General features: G+C 69.2%; 13 protein-coding genes and 2 pseudogenes. 7 read left to right on the plus strand and 8 right to left on the minus strand.

Features of this window, described 5'->3' with window-relative positions:
- Positions 1-411 precede the first annotated feature (411 nt).
- Both FVA80_RS12585 and FVA80_RS12590 read left to right on the plus strand, forming a co-directional pair.
- A complete protein-coding gene (locus FVA80_RS12585; RefSeq protein ID WP_147908921.1) occupies positions 412-2,424 on the plus strand; it encodes an acyl CoA:acetate/3-ketoacid CoA transferase in 2,013 nt (670 codons plus the stop codon).
- On the plus strand, positions 2,417-3,889 hold the full coding sequence (locus FVA80_RS12590; RefSeq protein ID WP_147908922.1) for an NAD-dependent succinate-semialdehyde dehydrogenase: 1,473 nt from the start codon (positions 2,417-2,419) through the stop codon (positions 3,887-3,889). The genes FVA80_RS12585 and FVA80_RS12590 overlap by 8 nt, the downstream gene beginning before the upstream one ends.
- 67 nt (positions 3,890-3,956) lie before the next feature.
- Here the strand turns inward: FVA80_RS12590 and FVA80_RS12595 are convergent, their stop codons facing one another.
- Complete coding sequence (locus FVA80_RS12595; protein WP_147908923.1) at positions 3,957-4,544, minus strand: sugar O-acetyltransferase; 588 nt, start codon at positions 4,542-4,544, stop codon at positions 3,957-3,959.
- Between the two features lie 198 nt (positions 4,545-4,742).
- On the opposite strand from FVA80_RS12595, the gene FVA80_RS12600 reads away from it, so the two are divergent.
- On the plus strand, positions 4,743-5,288 hold the full coding sequence (locus tag FVA80_RS12600) for a TetR family transcriptional regulator C-terminal domain-containing protein (protein ID WP_147908924.1): 546 nt from the start codon (positions 4,743-4,745) through the stop codon (positions 5,286-5,288).
- Positions 5,289-5,410: 122 nt separating this feature from the next.
- On the opposite strand, the gene FVA80_RS12605 is transcribed toward FVA80_RS12600, so the two are convergent.
- Positions 5,411-6,070, minus strand: a complete 660-nt coding sequence (locus FVA80_RS12605; protein WP_147908925.1) for a response regulator transcription factor — start codon at positions 6,068-6,070, stop codon at positions 5,411-5,413.
- On the opposite strand from FVA80_RS12605, the gene FVA80_RS30515 reads away from it, so the two are divergent.
- The 3 genes from FVA80_RS30515 (at position 6,044) to FVA80_RS12615 (ending at position 8,509) form a co-directional block, all read left to right on the plus strand.
- Positions 6,044-6,217 carry a hypothetical protein gene (locus FVA80_RS30515; RefSeq protein WP_187193661.1) on the plus strand — a complete coding sequence of 58 codons (174 nt, stop codon included), beginning with the start codon at positions 6,044-6,046 and terminating at the stop codon, positions 6,215-6,217. The genes FVA80_RS12605 and FVA80_RS30515 overlap by 27 nt on opposite strands.
- 268 nt (positions 6,218-6,485) lie before the next feature.
- Positions 6,486-7,274, plus strand: a complete 789-nt coding sequence (locus FVA80_RS12610; protein ID WP_147908926.1) for an SDR family oxidoreductase — start codon at positions 6,486-6,488, stop codon at positions 7,272-7,274.
- 104 nt (positions 7,275-7,378) lie between these two features.
- A complete protein-coding gene (locus FVA80_RS12615) occupies positions 7,379-8,509 on the plus strand; it encodes a serine hydrolase (RefSeq protein ID WP_147908927.1) in 1,131 nt (376 codons plus the stop codon).
- Here FVA80_RS12615 and FVA80_RS12620 read toward each other — a convergent pair.
- Positions 8,506-8,691: pseudogene (locus FVA80_RS12620) on the minus strand (LysR substrate-binding domain-containing protein); the annotation flags it as partial. The gene FVA80_RS12615 and the pseudogene FVA80_RS12620 sit on opposite strands and share 4 nt — an antisense overlap.
- Positions 8,692-8,728: 37 nt before the next feature.
- Between FVA80_RS12620 and FVA80_RS12625 the strand changes: the two are divergent.
- Positions 8,729-8,968, plus strand: a complete 240-nt coding sequence (locus FVA80_RS12625) for an aldo/keto reductase (protein ID WP_348642428.1) — start codon at positions 8,729-8,731, stop codon at positions 8,966-8,968.
- 22 nt (positions 8,969-8,990) lie between these two features.
- Here the strand turns inward: FVA80_RS12625 and FVA80_RS12630 are convergent, their stop codons facing one another.
- From FVA80_RS12630 to rpoN, 5 genes and pseudogenes are all read right to left on the minus strand, one after another.
- Complete coding sequence (locus tag FVA80_RS12630; RefSeq protein ID WP_147908928.1) at positions 8,991-10,148, minus strand: M20 family metallopeptidase; 1,158 nt, start codon at positions 10,146-10,148, stop codon at positions 8,991-8,993.
- Between the two features lie 24 nt (positions 10,149-10,172).
- Entirely contained in the window at positions 10,173-11,999 is a 1,827-nt protein-coding gene (gene glmS / locus FVA80_RS12635; protein ID WP_147908929.1) for a glutamine--fructose-6-phosphate transaminase (isomerizing), read from the minus strand.
- A 168-nt stretch (positions 12,000-12,167) separates the two neighbouring features.
- Positions 12,168-13,100, minus strand: a complete 933-nt coding sequence (locus FVA80_RS12640) for a bile acid:sodium symporter family protein (RefSeq protein ID WP_147908930.1) — start codon at positions 13,098-13,100, stop codon at positions 12,168-12,170.
- A 557-nt stretch (positions 13,101-13,657) separates the two neighbouring features.
- Positions 13,658-15,033: pseudogene (glmU, locus tag FVA80_RS12645) on the minus strand (bifunctional UDP-N-acetylglucosamine diphosphorylase/glucosamine-1-phosphate N-acetyltransferase GlmU).
- A gap of 78 nt (positions 15,034-15,111) precedes the next feature.
- Positions 15,112-16,683: an RNA polymerase factor sigma-54 gene (gene rpoN, locus FVA80_RS12650; protein ID WP_147908932.1), complete on the minus strand. Its 1,572-nt coding sequence runs from the start codon at positions 16,681-16,683 to the stop codon at positions 15,112-15,114.
- Positions 16,684-17,850: the final 1,167 nt, after the last annotated feature.

A 17,850-nucleotide genomic window follows, 5' to 3' on the forward strand; every position in this document is an offset into this window, starting at 1 on the left:
CGGGGGAGGGTACCCTGCGCAGCAGGAGGGGAGAGAGGCAGCGCGACAGTAGTGGATGGGGCTTCCGGCGCGACTTCTCTGGATACCGCGCTCCCCTCTCCCGACCTGGCCTGACGGCCGGCCCACCCTCCCCCGCAGTAGGGGGAGGGAAACCGCGCGGATCTCGCGCCATCTTGCGGGTTTGTATCGCCGGTCGATCCAAAGCTCTCCCTCATCCTGAGGTGCGGTCGGGCAGCGGCCGCCTCGAAGGAGCCCTCCAGAAATCGCTGCGATCCCTGGAGGGCTCCTTCGAGGCCCGGCGGTCTGCGATCGCCGGGGACCTCAGGATGAGGGCGGTGGGTAGGATCGACCGGTCGAATGATCGCCGCGCTTGGCGCGGCGCTCTCAATTCCAGGCTCCGAGGATAACCGCATGGGCAGCCTGAAGAACAAGATCGTCAGCGCCGACGAGGCGCTCGCCATCCTGCAGGACGGCGACATGGTCGCGGTCTCGGGGTTCGTCGGTATCGGTACGCCGGATGAGCTGATCCTGGCCCTGGCCCGGCGGTTCGAGGCCGGCCAGGGCCCGCATGGGCTCGGGCTGATGTTCGCCGCCGCGCCCGGCGATGGCAAGGAGCGCGGCCTCAACCGGCTGGCGATCCCGGGGCTGGTGCGTCGCGTCGTCGGCGGTCACTGGGCGCTTGTACCCAAGCTGGCGAAGATGGCGATCGCCGGCGAGATCGAGGCCTACAACCTGCCGCTCGGGGTGGTCTCGCATCTCTACCGGGAGATCGCCGCCCACACGCCGGGCCACATCACCAAGGTCGGGCTGCGCACCTTCGTGGATCCGCGGCTCGAAGGCGGCAAGCTCAACGCCGTGACCCGCGAGGACCTGGTCAGCGTGGTCGAGCTCGGCGGCGAGTCCTGGCTGCACTACAAGGCCTTTCCGGTGAACATCGCGCTGATCCGCGGCACCACGGCGGACCCGGCCGGCAACATCACCATGGAGCGCGAGGCGCTCACCCTCGACAACCTCGCTGCCGCCATGGCGGCCAAGAACTCGGGTGGCTTCGTCATCGCCCAGGTCGAGCGCCTAGCCGAGGCCGGCTCGCTCGCGCCCCGCGAGGTGCAGGTACCCGGGGTGCTGGTCGATTGCGTGGTGCTGAGCCAGCCGGAGAACCACCGTCAGACCTACGGCACGCCCTACAACCACGCCTTCACGGGCCGCCAGCGCGTGCCGCTCGACCGGATCCCGCCGATCCCGCTCGATGCCCGCAAGGTCATCGCCCGGCGCTGCGCCTTCGAGCTGCCCCCCGGCGGCGTGGTCAATCTCGGCATCGGCATGCCCGAGGGGGTGGCGGCGGTCGCCGCCGAGGAGCGGGTGCTGAAATACCTGACGCTCACCGCCGAGCCCGGAGTGATCGGCGGCTTGCCGCAGGGCGGGCTCGATTTCGGCGCCGCCCTCAACCCGGCGGCGGTGCTGCACCAGAACCAGCAATTCGACTTCTACGACGGCGGCGGCCTCGACCTCGCCTGCCTGGGGCTCGCGCAATGCGACGCCGAGGGCAACGTCAACGTCAGCCGCTTCGGCAAGCGGCTCGCCGGCGCCGGCGGCTTCATCAACATCTCGCAGAACGCCAAGAGCCTGGTGTTCGCCGGCACCTTCACGGCCGACGGGCTGGAGGTGGTCGTCGAGGGCGACGGCATCCGGATCGTCACCGAGGGACGCTCCCGGAAGTTCATCGCCGCTGTGGAGCAGGTGACCTTCTCGGGCGCTTACGCGGCCGAGCGTGGCCAGCCGGTGCTCTACGTGACTGAGCGCTGCGTGTTCCGCCGGACCAAGGCCGGCATGGAGCTGGCCGAGGTCGCCCCCGGGGTCGACATCGCGCGGGACATCCTCGGGCAGATGGGATTCACGCCGATCGTGCAGGACCCGAAGCCCATGGATCCGCGGCTGTTCCGCGATGCCGTCATGGGGCTGGAGCCCTGGCTCCTCGGGCTCTCCCTGTCTGAGCGGATCAGCTACGACCGGGAACGCAACATCCTGTTCTCGAACCTCGAAGGCTTCCAGGTCAGGACTATCGACGACGTCGAACTGGTGCGCCGCGAATACGAGCGCGCCTGCCAGGAAATCGGTCGCAAGGTCCACCTGATCGCCAATTACGATGGATTCGAGATCGACCCGACAGTGAGCGATGCCTATTTCTCGGCGATCGCTTATCTGGAGAACCGGTACTACGAGACTGCTTCGCGCTACACGACGAGCGCGTTCTTGCGATTAAAACTCGGTGCCTCGTTGGCGAGCCGCGATCTGGCTCCGCATGTCTTCGAGACAAAAGCCGAGGCGCAGGCGAGGAATACGGCCCAGAGCGTGCCCCTCAAGCCGCGGACGGATCTGTCTCAGCCAGACAGGCCGCAGCCGCCGAAGGAACCGTTGAATGCCTGAGTCCGACACTTTCACCCTGAAGGACCGGAGCCTCCTGGTCGAATCCTGCCTGATCGGCGGGGAATGGTCGAAGGCCGGGTCCGGCACGATCGACGTCACCAACCCGGCCACCGGCGCGGTGATCGCCCGGGTGCCGAACGCCGGCGCCGACGAGACCCGCCGGGCGATCCAGTCCGCCCACGCGGCCTATCCGGCCTGGCGCGCGAAGACCGCCAACGAGCGCGCCGTGCTGCTGCGCAAGCTCGCCGCCCTGGTCACCGAGAACCAGGAGGATCTGGCGCAGATCCTCACCGCCGAGCAGGGCAAGTCGCTGACCGAATCCCGCGGCGAGGTCGCGATGTCGGCGGCCTACGTGCTGTGGTTCGCCGAGGAGGCGCGGCGCGTCTACGGCGACGTGATCCCCTCCCCCTGGGGTGACCGCAAGATCCTGGTCACCAAGGAGCCGGTGGGCGTGGTCGCGGCCATCACCCCGTGGAACTTCCCGTCCTCGATGATCGCCCGCAAGATCGCCCCGGCGCTGGCCGCCGGCTGCCCGATCGTGATCAAGCCGGCCTCGCAGACCCCGCTCTCGGGCCTCGCCTGGGGTGTGCTGTGCGAGAAGGCCGGCTTCCCGGCCGGGACCGTCAGCATCCTCACTGGCTCGGCCCGGGCCATTGGCGGTGAGATGACCGGCAACCCGCTGGTCAAGAAGATCACGTTCACCGGCTCCACCGAGGTCGGCAAGGTGCTGCTCGAGCAGGCTTCTCACACGGTGAAGAAGGTCTCGATGGAGTTGGGCGGCAACGCGCCGTTCATCGTGTTCGACGACGCCGACCTCGACCGGGCCGTGGCTGGCGCGATGCTCGCCAAGTACCGCAACTCCGGCCAGACCTGCATCTGCACCAACCGCTTCCTGGTGCAGGACGGGATCTACGACGCCTTCGCGGACAAGATGGCCGAGGCCGCCAACCGCCTGAAGGTCGGCAACGGCATCGAGGAGGGCGTCGCCCAGGGGCCGCTGATCGACATGGCCGCGGTGGAGAAGACCGAGGCCCATATCCGCGACGCCGTCGAGAAGGGCGGCCGGGTGGTCGCGGGCGGGCATCGCCACGCGTCGGGCGGCCAGTTCTTCGAGCCGACCGTGATCACCGGCGCGACCCCAGACATGGCGGTGGCCCGGGAGGAGACGTTCGGGCCGCTGGCGCCGCTGTTCCGGTTCCGCGACGAGGCGGAGGCGATCCGCATGGCCAACGACACCGAGTTCGGCTTGGCCTGCTACTTCTACACCCGCGACCTCGGCCGCACCTTCCGGGTCGCCGAGGCGCTGGAATACGGCATGGTCGGGATCAACGAGGGCATCATCACCACCGAGGTGGCGCCCTTCGGCGGCGTGAAGGAATCCGGCCTGGGCCGCGAGGGCTCCTACCAGGGCATCGAGGATTACCTAAACACCAAGTATCTCTGCGTCGGCGGCCTCGGCGCGTGAATTCGTTGGACCGGATGGCACGCGCCGCGCGCCATCCGGTCTCGCGCGCGGGAATCGCTACTCCGCGTCAGGGCGCGGATGCGTAATGCTCCCGCTCGTCGTCGCTGATCGGCCGGATGACCCGGCACGGATTTCCGGCGGCCAGGACCCCGTCCGGCACGTCGCGCGTGACCACGCTGCCGGCGCCGATCACCGTGCGGGACCCGATGGTGACGCCCGGCAGGATCAGGGCGCCACCACCGACCCAGACGTCCGACCCGATTTCGACCGGCTTCCCGAATTCCTGGACCCGGCGCAGGGCCGCGTTGAACGGGTGCAGGGGCGTGAGGATCTGAACGGATGGGCCGAACAGCGTGAAGCTTCCGATCCGCACCCGGCAGACATCGAGGATCACGCAGTTGAAGTTAAAGAACACCCGCTCGCCGAGCTCGATGTTCGAGCCGTAATCGCAGAAGAACGGCGGCTGCATCCAGACCGTATCGCCGCCGGCCGCGAAGATCTGCTGGCACAGGTCCCGGCGGTGATCCGCGTCGGCCTCGCCTGACGCGTTGAGCAACTGGCAGAGATCCCGGGCCCGGATGCGGCCCGCGACGAGTTCGGGATCGAGGGCGTCGTAGAGTTCCCCCGCCAGCATCTTGTCCCGCTCGGTCCGCATCGGCATCCTCCCCGTTCAAGCTCCGCAGCGATGCGGGCTCGGTCCCGGCCAGCCCTTCCGGTCCGGTCCAACGATGCGTACATATGTACGCATCGGACGCGAATGCCAATTCCCGCCCGTCCGGGAATCTTGCCAACGAATCTCGCCCAGAAATTTCGTCCAGGGATCTCGTCTGGAAATCGCGTGCAGGAGCCCCGCGTGCCCTCGTCCCAGCGCCGTTACGACCCGGACCGCCGCGCCCGCATCGTGCAGGCGACCCTCGACGTCATCGCCGAGCACGGGGTCGCGGGGACGACGCATCGCCGGGTCGCGGTTGCGGCCGACGTGCCGCTCGGCTCGATGACCTATCACTTCTCCGGCCTGGACGAGCTGCTCACCCAGGCGTTCACCTTGCTGGCCGATACGGTCTCGACACGCTTCGCCGAGCGGCTGGGGGAAGCCGCGGATCGGTCCGAGGCGTTCGAAGCCGTGGTCGACCTCATCGTGGACGACAGCTGGGCGAGCCCGCGGACCATGCTGCTGAGCTACGAGCTCTACGCCTTCGCCGCCCGCAACCCGCCGCTGCGCCGCGTCATGCAGGACTGGATGGAGAAGAGCCGTGCGGCACTCCGGCAACATTTCTCGGCCGACGTGGCTAAGGCCCTGGATGCCTTGATCGAGGGCTTGTCGATTCACCGCTCGGTGGATCCGGAGCCGATGGATCGCGTCGATGTCCGCGCTCTGGTCGAACGCGTCGCCTCCTGAGGACGATGCGCCCGGCCCGGCGCCATCGCGTTACGTCCGGGTGCCTGTCGCGGCTTTCACGCGGCGCGCATCCCCGGCGGCTCCCTGCCGCAAAGCCGGCTTCGACGGCGGAATGCGCGGTGTCAGGCCGGTTGCGTGTTGTGAATCTGGTCGAAGTCCAGTGATGCCGTGTCGATCACGATCTGCGTCCGGCTGATCACTTCGAGCTTGCGCAGGATCTCCGAGACATGGGCCTTCACGGTGGAATCGCCGACGTGAAGCTCATGGGCGATCTGCTTGTTCAACTTGCCCTGGCGGATCATCATCAGCACCCGCAATTGCTGCGGCGTGAGCCGGGCCACGCGCTCGGCCAGGGGGGCCTTCTTGGCATGCGGCGACGGCGCGCTCGCCTCTGCGAAGCCGGGGGGCAGGAACAATGCGCCGCTCATCACCTCGGTGATCGCCCGGGTCAGGGTGCTCTTGTCCATCGCCTTGGGCACGAAGCCGGCGGCTCCGTGCTGCAGGGCCTCCCGGACGATGCGCGGGTCCTCGTGGCCCGACACGATCAGGATCGGGATGCGCGGGAAGCGGGCCCGGACCGTGATCAGGCCGTCGAAGCCGGTGACCCCCCGCATGGACAGGTCGAGGAGCGTCAGGTCGATGCCGCGGTTCTCGGCCAGCACCGCGCAGGCGGCCTCGATCCCGTCGGCCTCGTGCAGGACGGCGTCCGGATGGGCGAGGCGGATCGTGGCCGCCAGGGCGTCACGGAACAGCGGATGGTCGTCGACGATCAGGAGTTGCACGGTCGAAGCGGTTCCTCGCTCGAGATCCGCATGCGGGACCCTTGGGACATCGGAAACCTGATCGATGCGGTGCCGGGGCGCAAGCGGCCGAGGAGGAGGCCGCTCACCGCCGCCGATCCGGGCGGCGCGGCGCGGTTTCACCGGTAAGGCCTGGTCAGGGCGACCCGATCGATCTCGGCGCTGGTCTGTGCGCGACGGGGCCGGGATGAACGCAATCTGGCTGCCGAGCTCAGCCGGTCGGGCGGATCCGGGAACCGGTCCGCCAAGCTGCGCGGCGCGCCGGCACTCGGCACGCCGTCGACCTTCATGTGCGCAATCTCACGCCCGCGGAACGCGGCTCGCTTGACCCTTTACATGATCATCGTCATGTTTGTGATACATGATGATGATCATGTAAAGGATAAGGATCGAGCCCATGTCCAGCAAGCCTGCCATCCTGATCACCGGTGCCTCGTCGGGCATCGGTGCGGTCTATGCCGACCGCTTCGCCCATCGCGGCCACGATCTCGTTCTGGTCGCCCGGGACGCCGACCGCCTGGGGGCGCTGGCCGAGCGCCTGCGCCGAGAGGCCGGCGTCGCGGTCGACATCCTCCCGGCCGACCTGACCCGTCCGGCCGACCTCGCCGCCGTCGAGACCCGCCTGCGCACGGATGCCCGGATCGGCGTGCTGGTGAACAATGCCGGCGCGGCGCTCACCGGCAGCTTCGTCGGCCAGGATCCCGAGCAAGTCGCGGCGCTGATCGCCCTCAATACAACCGCTCCGGCACGCCTCGCCGCTGCGGTCGCCCCGCGCTTCGCCGAGGCCGGTGAAGGCGCCATCATCAATATCGGTTCGGTGGTCGGCTTCGTCCCGGAATTCGGAATGGCGGTCTACGGCGCCACCAAGGCCTTCGTGCAGTATCTCAGCGCAGCGCTCCACGCCGAGCTCGGGCCGAAGGGCGTCTACGTCCAGGCGGTCCTGCCGGCGGCGACCCGCACCGAGATCTGGGAGCGCGCCGGACTCGACGTGAACAGCTTACCGGCCGTGATGGAGACGGGCGCCCTGGTGGACGCCGCCCTGGTCGGCTTCGACCTCCGTGAGCCGGTGACGATCCCGCCCCTGCCCGACGCCGCGCAGTGGGACGCGTACGATCGGGCGCGGACCGCGATGATCCCGAATCTCGGCCAGGTCCAACCCGCGGAGCGCTACCGGGCCGCGGGCTGACATCCGGGGCGAATCGCCAGGACGTTCCCGGGAACGCCCTGGCGCGGCGCATGCGTGCCGGTCCGTCGGTGCTATGACCACCCGGTGCCGACGGGAGAACGGGCGTGACGCAGGGGACCGAGCCGTATTGTCCGACGCAGACGTGGGAGACCCTGAGGCCCGAGGCCGCCGGGCTCGATGCCGCGGCCCTGGCCGAGGCGATCGCCTATGCCGAGGCGAACGAGAGCCCTTGGCCGCGCAGCCTCTACTACCCGGACGGACGCTATGTCGGCCTGGTCGAGTGGAACGAGCGCGGGCCCTGGAGCGACATCGGCGGGCCGGTGCGACCGCGGGGCGGCCCGGCCGGCGTGATCCTGAAGGGCGGCCGACGCGTGGCCGCCTGGGGCGATACACGGCGCCCCGACATGACCTTCTCCATCGCGAAGAGTTATCTGGCCGTCCTGGCCGGGCTCGCGCACGATGACGGGCTGATCCCGGACGTGGATGCGCCCGTTCGGGACAGCGTCCCGGATCCTCTCCTCGAGGGTCCGCGGAACGGCGCGATCACCTGGCGGCACCTGCTGCAGCAATCGAGCGAGTGGCAGGGCACGCTGTTCGGAAAGTCCGACCAGGTCGATCATTTCCGCCAGATCGGTCCCGGGGCGGACAACAGCCGCAAGGGCGAGCGTCGCGCGCTCCAGGCCCCGGGCAGCCATTACGAATACAACGACGTGCGGGTGAACCTCCTGGCGTATTGCCTGATGCGCCGCTTCGGCCGCGCGTTGCCGGAGGTGCTGCGCACGCGGATCTTCGAGCCGATCGGTGCGTCCCACGATTGGGCGTGGCACGGCTACGACAACGCCTGGGTCGAGATCGATGGGGCCCGGATCCAGTCGGTGCCCGGTGGCGGCCATTGGGGCGGCGGCCTGTTCATCGGCGCGGACGACCATGCGCGCTTCGGGCTCCTGATCGCCCACGGCGGCGTCTGGGCCGGACGCCGGCTCCTGTCGGAGCGGTGGAACCGCGCGATGCTGACGCCGTCGCCGACGCTCGCGAATTACGGCTACCTATGGTGGCTGAACCGCGGTCCGACCGCCAAGCCCGAACTGCCGGAGTCCGCGTTCAGCGCGCTCGGGGCCGGCAACAACGTGATCTGGGTCGATCCGGACCACGACCTCGTCGCCGTGCTGCGCTGGATCGACAAGGCGGCCCTCGATGGATTCCTGCGGCGGCTGGTCGGTGCGGTGCGCAGCTAAGGCGTCGCCGGCTGGCGCTGTCGATCGATGGTGCCCTCGGCCCGGACGAAATCCAGGAAGGCCCGGAGCACCGGCCGCATCAGATGGCGGTTCGGATAATAGAGGAAGAAGCCCGGAAAGCGCGGGCACCAATCCGCGAGCACGCGGACCAGCCGGCCGGAGGCGAGGTAGGCCGAGAACCTGGCGGCCAACCAGGCTCTGCTCGATGCGCTGGCCGCCATGGCGGCCGACAAGGGCGTCACGCCCGCTCAGCTCGCCCTGGCCTGGGTGCTCCACCGGGGCGGCGGCATCGTGCCGATCCCGGGTGCCCGCAAGATCCGGCACCTCGAAGAGAACGCCGCCGCCGCGGAGATCACGCTGAGCGTGGACGACCTCAGCGCGATCGACGCGGCGATGCCGCCGGAGGCAGTCAGCGGCCGCCGCTACACCGACGCCGCGCTGGCGCTTGTGGAGGGGTGATCGCGGCCCGGGAGAAGACGCCTCAGGCCGCCATCGCCGAGACCGTCTCGGCGATGGCGCGCGCCCGGGGGACGAGGCTCGCCACCTCCAGATATTCCTCGGGCGAGTGCGCCTTGCCGCCGACCGGCCCGACCGCGCACAGCGTCGGGCACCCGACGCTCGCGGTGAAGCCGGAATCGGCGCAGCCGCCGGCGAACTCGCCCTCGATCCGGACTCCATGCTGCGCGCTGACCTGCGCGTAGGTCTCGAACAGCGCGCGCGAGGCCTCGTCCTGCACCAGGGGCAGGAACTCGCCCTTGATGGTCAGCTGCGCCCGGGTATCCGGCACGGTCGCACCGTCCACTATCGCGGCGATCCGGCCCATGGCCGCGTCCCGGTCCGCCGGGGTGACGTAGCGCAGGTCGATCTCGCAGGTCGCCCGGGGCGCCACGGTGTTTACCGACTGGCCGCCCGAGACCAGCCCGACATTCACCGTGATGCCACGGTCGAGATCGGTGATCGCGTGGAGCGCGGTAATCTTGTGGGCGAGCTCGCCGATGGCGCTGCGCCCGTCGGCGTAGTTGCCGCCGGAATGGGCAGCCTTGCCGTGGACCTCCATGTGCATGAACACACCGCCCTTGCGGCCGGTGACGACGTTCCCGGACGGCCGGCCAGGCTCGGCGTTGAGCACCGCGCGGGCGCCGCGGGCGGTCTCCTCGATGATCGGCCGGCAGGCCGGCGAGCCGATCTCCTCGTCGCTCGTGAACAGGCCTACCAGCGGCACCGGCGCGCCACCGGCCTGCTGGTAGGCCGCCAGCACGAAGGCGTTCATGACCAGCCCGGCCTTCATGTCGGCGACGCCCGGCCCGTAGGCGCGGCCCTCCGTGATCCGGAACGGCCGGTGGGCGACCTCGCCCTTCGGGAAGACCGTGTCGCGGTGGCCCATCAGCACGACCGGCCGGTTCGCGCCGCCGGATCCGGCGACCTGCGCCTTCAGCGCGTCGCCGTAATCCTCCACCGGGATGGTGGTGACCGAGACGCCGTGCTCGGCCAGGAAGAACGCGATGCGGGCGCCGACCGCGTCGACCCCGGCCTTGTCGTAGGAGCCGGAATCGATGTTCACCAGCTCCTCGAGCAGGGCCAGCATGGCGCCCTCCTGTCCTTCGAGCCAGCGGATCGCGGCGGCGTCTCTCTCGGTCATCGGGGTCCCTGTTGGTCGGTGCGGCTACTCCACGGTGACCGACTTGGCGAGGTTCCGGGGCTGGTCGACGTCTTTCCCCATGAACACCGCGGTGTGGTAGGCCACCAGCTGGATCGGCACCGCGTACACGATCGGTGCCACCGTGGGGTCGAGGTCCGGCATGGTCACGGTGGCCATGGTGTCGAGCCCGTGCTCGGCCGCGCCCTTGGCGTCGCCGATCAGCACGATCCGCCCGCCCCGGGCGGCGACCTCCTGCATGTTCGACACCGTCTTCTCGAACACCGCGTCGTGGGGCGCGATCACGATCACCGGCACGCTCTCGTCGATCAGCGCGATCGGACCGTGCTTCAGCTCGCCCGCCGCGTAGCCCTCGGCGTGGATGTAGCTGATCTCCTTCAGCTTCAGTGCGCCCTCCAGCGCCATCGGGTAGCTGGTGCCGCGGCCGAGATAGAGCACGTCCCGCGCTTTCGCGACGTCCCGGGCCAGCAGCTCGATCTCCGATTCGCGGGTCAGCGCCTCCGCCATCAGGCCCGGCGCCTTGATCAGAGCGTCCACCAGCCGGCGCTCCCCGGCCTCGTCCAGCGTGCCCCGCGCCCGGCCGGCCGCGATGGCCAGGCACAGCAGCACGGTGAGCTGGCACGAGAACGCCTTGGTCGAGGCGACGCCGATCTCGGGGCCGGCGAGCGTCGGCATCACCACGGAGGATTCCCGCGCGATGGTCGAGGTCGGCACGTTGACGACGCTGAGCGTGTGCTGGCCCTGGCTCTTGGCGTAGCGCAGCGAGGCCAGGGTGTCGGCGGTCTCGCCCGATTGCGAGATGACCAGCGTCAGCCCGTCCTTCTCGAGCGGCGCCTCGCGGTAGCGGGCCTCGGAGGCGACGTCGATCTCCACGGGTAAGCGCGCCACCTGCTCGAACCAGTAGCGCGCTACGAGACCGGCATAGAACGCCGTGCCGCAGGCGGTGATGTAGACGCGGCTGAGCTTGGCGAAGTCGAACGGCAGCGCCTCGGGCAGCATCACTCGGCCGTTGGCCATGTCGACGTAGTGGGCGAGCGTGCGGCCCACCACCTCGGGCTGCTCGTGGATCTCCTTCGCCATGAAGTGGCGGTACTCGCCCTTGTCGATCCGGTAGGCCTGCGTGGCGATCTTCTGGCGCGGGCGCTCGACGCGGGCGCCGGACTGGTCGCGGATCTCGGCGCTGTCCCGAGTCAGGATCGCCCAGTCGCCCTCGTCGAGATAGGTGATGGCGTCGGTGAACGGGGCGAGCGCCAGGGCGTCGGAGCCGAGATAGGTCTCGCCCTGGCCGAAGCCGACCGCGAGCGGCGCGCCGTGGCGGGCGCCGATCAGCAGGTTCTCCTCCCCGGAGAAGATGAAGGCCAGCGCGAAGGCGCCGCGCAGCCGCGGCAGGGCGGCGGCGACCGCGTCGACCGGGCTCATCTGCCGGTCCATGTTGCGGCTGACCAGCTGGGCCACGACCTCGGTGTCGGTCTGGCTCTCGAACACGATGCCGTCGGCCTCCAGCTCGGCCTTCAGCTCGCGGAAATTCTCGATGATGCCGTTATGGACGACGGCGAGGCGCTTGGTGGCGTGCGGGTGGGCGTTGGTCTCGTTGGGCCGGCCGTGGGTCGCCCAGCGGGTGTGGCCGATGCCGATCATGCCGGTGAGCGGCTCCTGCGCGAGCCGAGCCTCCAGGTTGACCAGCTTGCCCGAGGCGCGGCGGCGCGCCAGCTGCCCGTGCTCCAGGGTGGCGATGCCGGCGGAATCGTAGCCGCGGTATTCGAGCCGCCGCAGGGCCTCGATCACCTGCCCCGCCACCGCGTCGCGCCCGACGATGCCGACGATGCCGCACATGGGATGTCTCTCGCTTTGACGCCCGGGTGGCCGCGCGCGGACGCGCCGCGCAAGCTCCGGGCCGTTCGCTCACCGCCGAGCCGAGCGTCACGTGTACCGGATCAGGGCCGCGCAGGGCCAGCCCCGGCCGAATCGATGCTGATGTGCGCGGTCGCCTCGGCGGTTCTTTTATGAGGGCGCGGGCCCGCGCGTGACGATGGCTGCGTTCCGTCCCGACCAGTGACTGGCGAGTACCGAGCCCGACAGGTTGTGCCACACGGAAAAGACCGCGCCCGGCAGGGCGGCCAGCGGCGAGAAATAGAGCTTGCCCAGCGCCGCCGCGAGGCCGGAATTCTGCATGCCGACTTCCAGGGCCAAGGTTCGGCAGGTGCCCTCATCGAAGCCGAGCAGGCGCCCGCTCCAGTAGCCGCAGACCAGACCGGCTCCGTTGTGCAACACTACCGCCAGCAGCACGAGTGGGCCGACGGCCGCGATGCTCGCCCCGCTGCCGGCCACGACGGCGCCGATGATCAGCAGGATGGCGATCATCGACACGGCGGGCAGAGCCCGCTCGATGCGCCCGACGAGTCGCGGCGCGAGCCGGTTGAGCGCCAGCCCCAGAGCCACCGGCGCGGCCACGATCTCCACGAGGCTGGCCAGGAGCCCCGCCACGTCCACCGGCACGGCGGCGTCGACGTAGAGGCGCACCAGCAGCGGCGTCGCCACGAGACCCACCAGCGTCGACGCCGTGGCGATCGTCACCGACAGCGCGACATCGCCACCGGCGATGTAGACCATCAGGGTGGAGCTCGTGCCGCTGGCGACGCTGCCGACCAGCACCATGCCGGTCGTGAGCTCGGTGCCCATGCCGAGGGCGTGGGCGATGGCCCAGGCGGCGGCAGGCATCACGAGGTAGTGGACGACCACCCCGGCCACGACCGGCGCGGGCCGGGCCAGGATCCGGCCGAAATCCGCGGGCGTCAGCGTCACGCCGAGGGCGAACATGATCACGGCCAGCAAGATTGCGACGTGCGGGAGCACCGGCAGGAACACGTCCGGCGCGAAATAGGCCGTGGCCGCTGCCAGGACGGCGCAGACGGGAAACAAGCGGTTGAGCAGCATCGTGCGGGTCGATGTCCGGAAGGGCGGCGGCCGTGTCCCAGCTGCGCCGATGTGCGTCAAGCGCAGCCGTTCCGCAGGGTATCGCTGTCGGGTCAAGCTCTCCCTGCCGGGGCGTCGGCGGTTGTCCAGCGCGACCGAATCGAGGGGCGGCTTCCGGGACGGGCGGACCATGGTTCGCGCGACCGGCAAAGGTCGGAGGCTGAACGGCCACCTTAACGTGGTGAACGGACAGGCGGGATCGCCCGCGGGTCGTCATGCCGTGATCGGAGCGTCGCCCCAGCACACATATCCCGACACCCGCCTGCAGGCATGCGCTCAGCATGCCTCCGGTCAATGGTGTGACGTTGTTATGAAAATTGGGACAGGTCTTACTACAATCATCTGGGCCGCTGGCTCTTTGCCTGATCAATTGAGATGCGGCGGATACGGAACGTCCGCTACCTTCGGGGCAGCCGAGGGACGCCGCCCCGAGCCAAAAATGCCGGGCGACCGACATCGGTCGCAATCAACAATCGCACGACTGAGCGGATCGAGAGCCGGCCCCGGATCCGCGGGCGTCAACGCCCCCCGCGCAATGCCTTCTCGGCGAGCAGCGCCGCCCGCTTCAGCTTAGCCCAGCCCGGCTTCACCACCTGTCGGCCACGGGCGATCGCCATGGCGCCGTCGGGCACGGCGTCGGTGATGACCGAGCCGGAGGCCACGTAGGCGCCCTCCCCGACCGTGACCGGGGCTACCAGGGCCGAGTTCGACCCGATGAAGGCGCCGGCGCCGATCGTGGTCCGGTGCTTGAGCACGCCGTCGTAATTGCAGGTGATCGTGCCGGCGCCGATATTGGCCTTCGCGCCGACCTCCGCGTCGCCGAGATAGGTGAGGTGTGCGGCCTTCGCGCCCGGGCCCATCCGGGCGTTCTTGAGCTCGACGAAGTTGCCGAGTTCCGCGCCGGTCTCGAGGACGGCATGGCCACGCAGGCGCACGAACGGCCCGATGCGAACGCTGCCTTCGAGCACGGTATCGGTGAGGTGCGCGAAGGCCCGCACCGTGCAGCCGTCCGCGACCCGGACGCCCGGCCCGAACACCACGTGCGGCTCCACCACCACGTCGCGTCCGAGGATCGTGTCGTGACTGAGGAACACCGTCTCGGGCGCGACGAGCGTAGCGCCGCCCAGCATGGCGCTGCGGCGCAGCCGGACCTGGATCGCGGCCTCGGCGACGGCGAGCTGGACCCGGTCGTTGACGCCCTGCGCCTCCGCCTCGTCCACGGGCACGACCGTGACCGAGAGCCCGTCCGCGACGGCGAGCGCCACCGCGTCGGGCAAGTAGTATTCGCCGGCGGCGTTGTCATTGCCGATGCGCGTGAGCAGCGCCAGCGCGTGCCGACCTCCCAAGGCCATGAGACCGGCATTGCACAGGGTCACGGCCCGCTCGGCCGGGCTCGCATCCTTCTCCTCGCGGATCGCCAGGACCCGGCTGCCCTCGGTGAGCACCCGGCCGTAGCCGGTCGGGGTCGGGCTCTCGAACGCGAGGACGGCAACCGCTGCACCCTCCGCCAGGGGCGCGCGAAGGCGGAGAAAGGTTTCGGCGCTGATCAGCGGGGTGTCGCCGAAGGCGATGACCACGTCGTCGTCGGGGCCTTCGAGCACGGACCGGGCGGCCAGCACCGCGTGGGCGGTGCCCAGCCGCTCGGCCTGCGGGAAGACCTGCGCGCCGGGTGCCCCTGGCGATTTCGGCGGCGACGTCGTCGCGGCCGGGCTCGGCCACCACGGCGATCCAAGCCGGCGCCCGCCGCTCGCACGGCGGCCAGCACGTGGCCCAGCATGCTGCGCCCGGCGACCCGGTGGAGCACCTTCGGCAGGTCCGAGCGCATCCGCGTGCCCTTTCCGGCCGCGAGCACGATGGCGGTGAGGCTGCGCGGTGGCTGGGCGGTCGGGGTCATCGCGGGTCCGGGCGTCGTGATTCGGCGCGCGACCGATGAGCCGGACGGCGGCGCGGCGCAAGGCCGTCCCGCAGAGTCTCAGCGCAGTGCCAGAGCCCCGTGATGGGCCGAGCCGTGAGCGTAATGCTCGCGGCGGCGCTCGATCGAACTCGGGATCCGCAACGATTCCCGGTACTTGGCTACGGTCCGGCGGGCGATGTCGACACCCTCGCCGCGCAGCTTCTGCACCAGCGCGTCGTCGGAGAGCACGTCGTCCGGCGTCTCGCCGTCGACGAGCTGCTTGATCCGGTGGCGCACGGCTTCCGACGAATGGGCCGCCATGCCGGCCGCGCCCGGGATCGCGGCGGTGAAGAAGTACTTCATCTCCAGGGTGCCGCGGCTCGTCCCGATCGCCTTGTTGGAGGTCACCCGGGACACGGTCGATTCGTGCATGCCGATCGCCTCGGCCACGGTCTTGAGGTTCAGGGGGCGCAGATGCGTGACGCCGTGGACGAAGAACCCGTCCTGCTGGCGCACGATCTCGGTGGCGACCTTCAGGATCGTGCGGGCACGCTGTTCCAGCGACCGGGTGAGCCAGTTGGCGTTCTGCAGCGCCTCGGACAGGAAAGCCTTGTCGCCCTCGGCGGAGGCGCCGCGCACGACCCGGGCATAGTAGCTCTGGTTGACCAGCACCCGCGGCAGCGCCTCGCTGTTGAGCTCGACCAGCCAGGACCCGTCCGGGGCGGCGCGCACGAACACGTCCGGGATCAGCACTTCGACGGCGCTCGATCCGAAGGCCCGTCCGGGCTTTGGATCGAGCCTTCGGATCTCGCCCAGCATCTCGACGAGATCCTCATCGTCCACGCCGCACAGACGGCGCAGGGCGGTGAAATCGCGCTTGGCCACGAGGTCTAGACGGGAGACCAGGGCCTGCATCGCCGGGTCATACCGGTCGCGCTCGCGCAGCTGGATCGCCAGGCACTCGGCGAGGTCCCGGGCGGCGATGCCGGGCGGGTCGAAGCTCTGGACCTGGGTCAGCACCCGAGCCACCGTGTCGGCGTCCGCGCCGAGGCGCTGGGCCACGCCCTCCACCGTCTCGCGCAGGTATCCGGCCTCGTCGACCGCGTCGATCAGGAAGCCGCCGATTAGCCGCTCCACCGGATCCCGCGTCGCCAGCTCGAGCTGGCCCGCGAGGTGGTCCCGCAGGGAGATCTCGGCCGTCAGGGCCGCCTCGAAATCCGGCGCCTCGGAATCGAAGCTGCCGCCGCTGCTGCCGTAGGGCGGCGGGGTCAACGAGAGCATGTCGCCCGCGGAGGATTCCTGGACCTGCGTGGGGGCGTCGTCGGGGAAGACGTTGTCGAGCCGCGCGTCGAAATCGGTCTCGATCTCACCGCGGCTCGGATTGAGCTCCGGCGGCTGCCACGAATCGGGATCTGATGCGTCGAACGACTCGCCTGAGGCCTCGCTCGACGGACCGGCCGCTTCAGCGTCACCGGTCGCGGGTCCCTCGGCTTCGGCGCGTTCCAGAAGAGGGTTCCGCTCCAGCTCGGTCTCGACATAGGCGGCGAGATCGAGATGCGACAGTTGCAGGAGTTTGATCGCTTGCAGGAGCTGCGGCGTCATTACCAGGGCTTGGCCCTGACGCACTTCCAGCCGTTGCACCAAACTCATAAGAGGCCCCAATGCCCTTTCAGCGTGAACGACCAGCCGGGCGACGCTGCCAGCGGCATGGTTATTGCTTGTCGTGCACGATCACCTCTAAACCGATCTCCCGCGCCCGTCAAAGTACGTGGCAGCTCATGGGTGTTGGCAAATGCCTGATCGGGACCGGCTCGTGGTGCCGGAGCCACATCCGATGGGTCTCCAATCTCGTGATGAAGCTTTAACGAAGCTCTTAGCGAGCGCCGCCGCTCAGGAGCAGGTGCGCGTCATCGGTTCAGGCTACCGCAGAAATGTCAGACCACATAATACGACTGAAGCGAGAATTTGTGGAGTAAAAATAGTCAATTGAGCAGGAGTTGTAAGAATTGTATTTGGTATTGTTTAGAAATGATAAACACTTTAAAGTTAATCATTTCTGGATGTGCTGCTTCTTCTGCTCTTCGCGAAGGTTTCGGCTGTCTGAAACGAATCTGCGCGATGTTCCGTCCCGCCTGCGACAGGGGGGAGCCGGTGGATCGGCAAGAACCTGTCCACAGGGCTGCCGCCTACGCTGGAGAGATGCGCGAGGATGATTGGTGCAGCCACGCCGTTGGTCGGAGGCGTTGCAATCGAAACAGCCCTCGATGCGGACGGTGGGACTCGAACCCGCACGGCCGTGCGGCGCAAGTTTTCAAGAACCGTGCGGTGAACCTCACGAGCAGCGGATGGCGAGCGACGGGAACGGTATGAGCCGCTCTCGGGTTGGTCAAAGCCGCCGCCTCAACCTGGGGATGTGGCCAGGAGCAAGCGTTTGTTCAAAGTACCGGCACTGACAGCTGGGCTGTTCGCAGCCAGCTTGTTTATCGCACCCATGCAAGCGTCAGCGGCTCAGATCGGCATCGGAGCCGTACCGGAAGCTGCTTCTGCGGTGCAAGAGATCCAGTATGGCTACGGGGGGCCCCGCTTCGGACCCGGCTTCGGCGGTCACCGCCACGGCTATGGCGGCCCGCGCGGCTACGGGCGCGGCTATGGCTATGGGAGAGGGTATGGCCGCGGCTACGGCGGTGGGCGGGGCTACGGTCGCGGTTATGGCCGGGGTTACGGCCACGGATATGGGTATGGAGGCCGAGGAGGCTTCTAAAAGCCCCTACCAAGTCGGTCGTATTGAGTGTGCCCGCATCCGAGACATGGTGGGTG

Origin of the sequence: Methylobacterium sp. WL1 (assembly GCF_008000895.1) — a bacterium.
GTDB lineage: Bacteria > Pseudomonadota > Alphaproteobacteria > Rhizobiales > Beijerinckiaceae > Methylobacterium.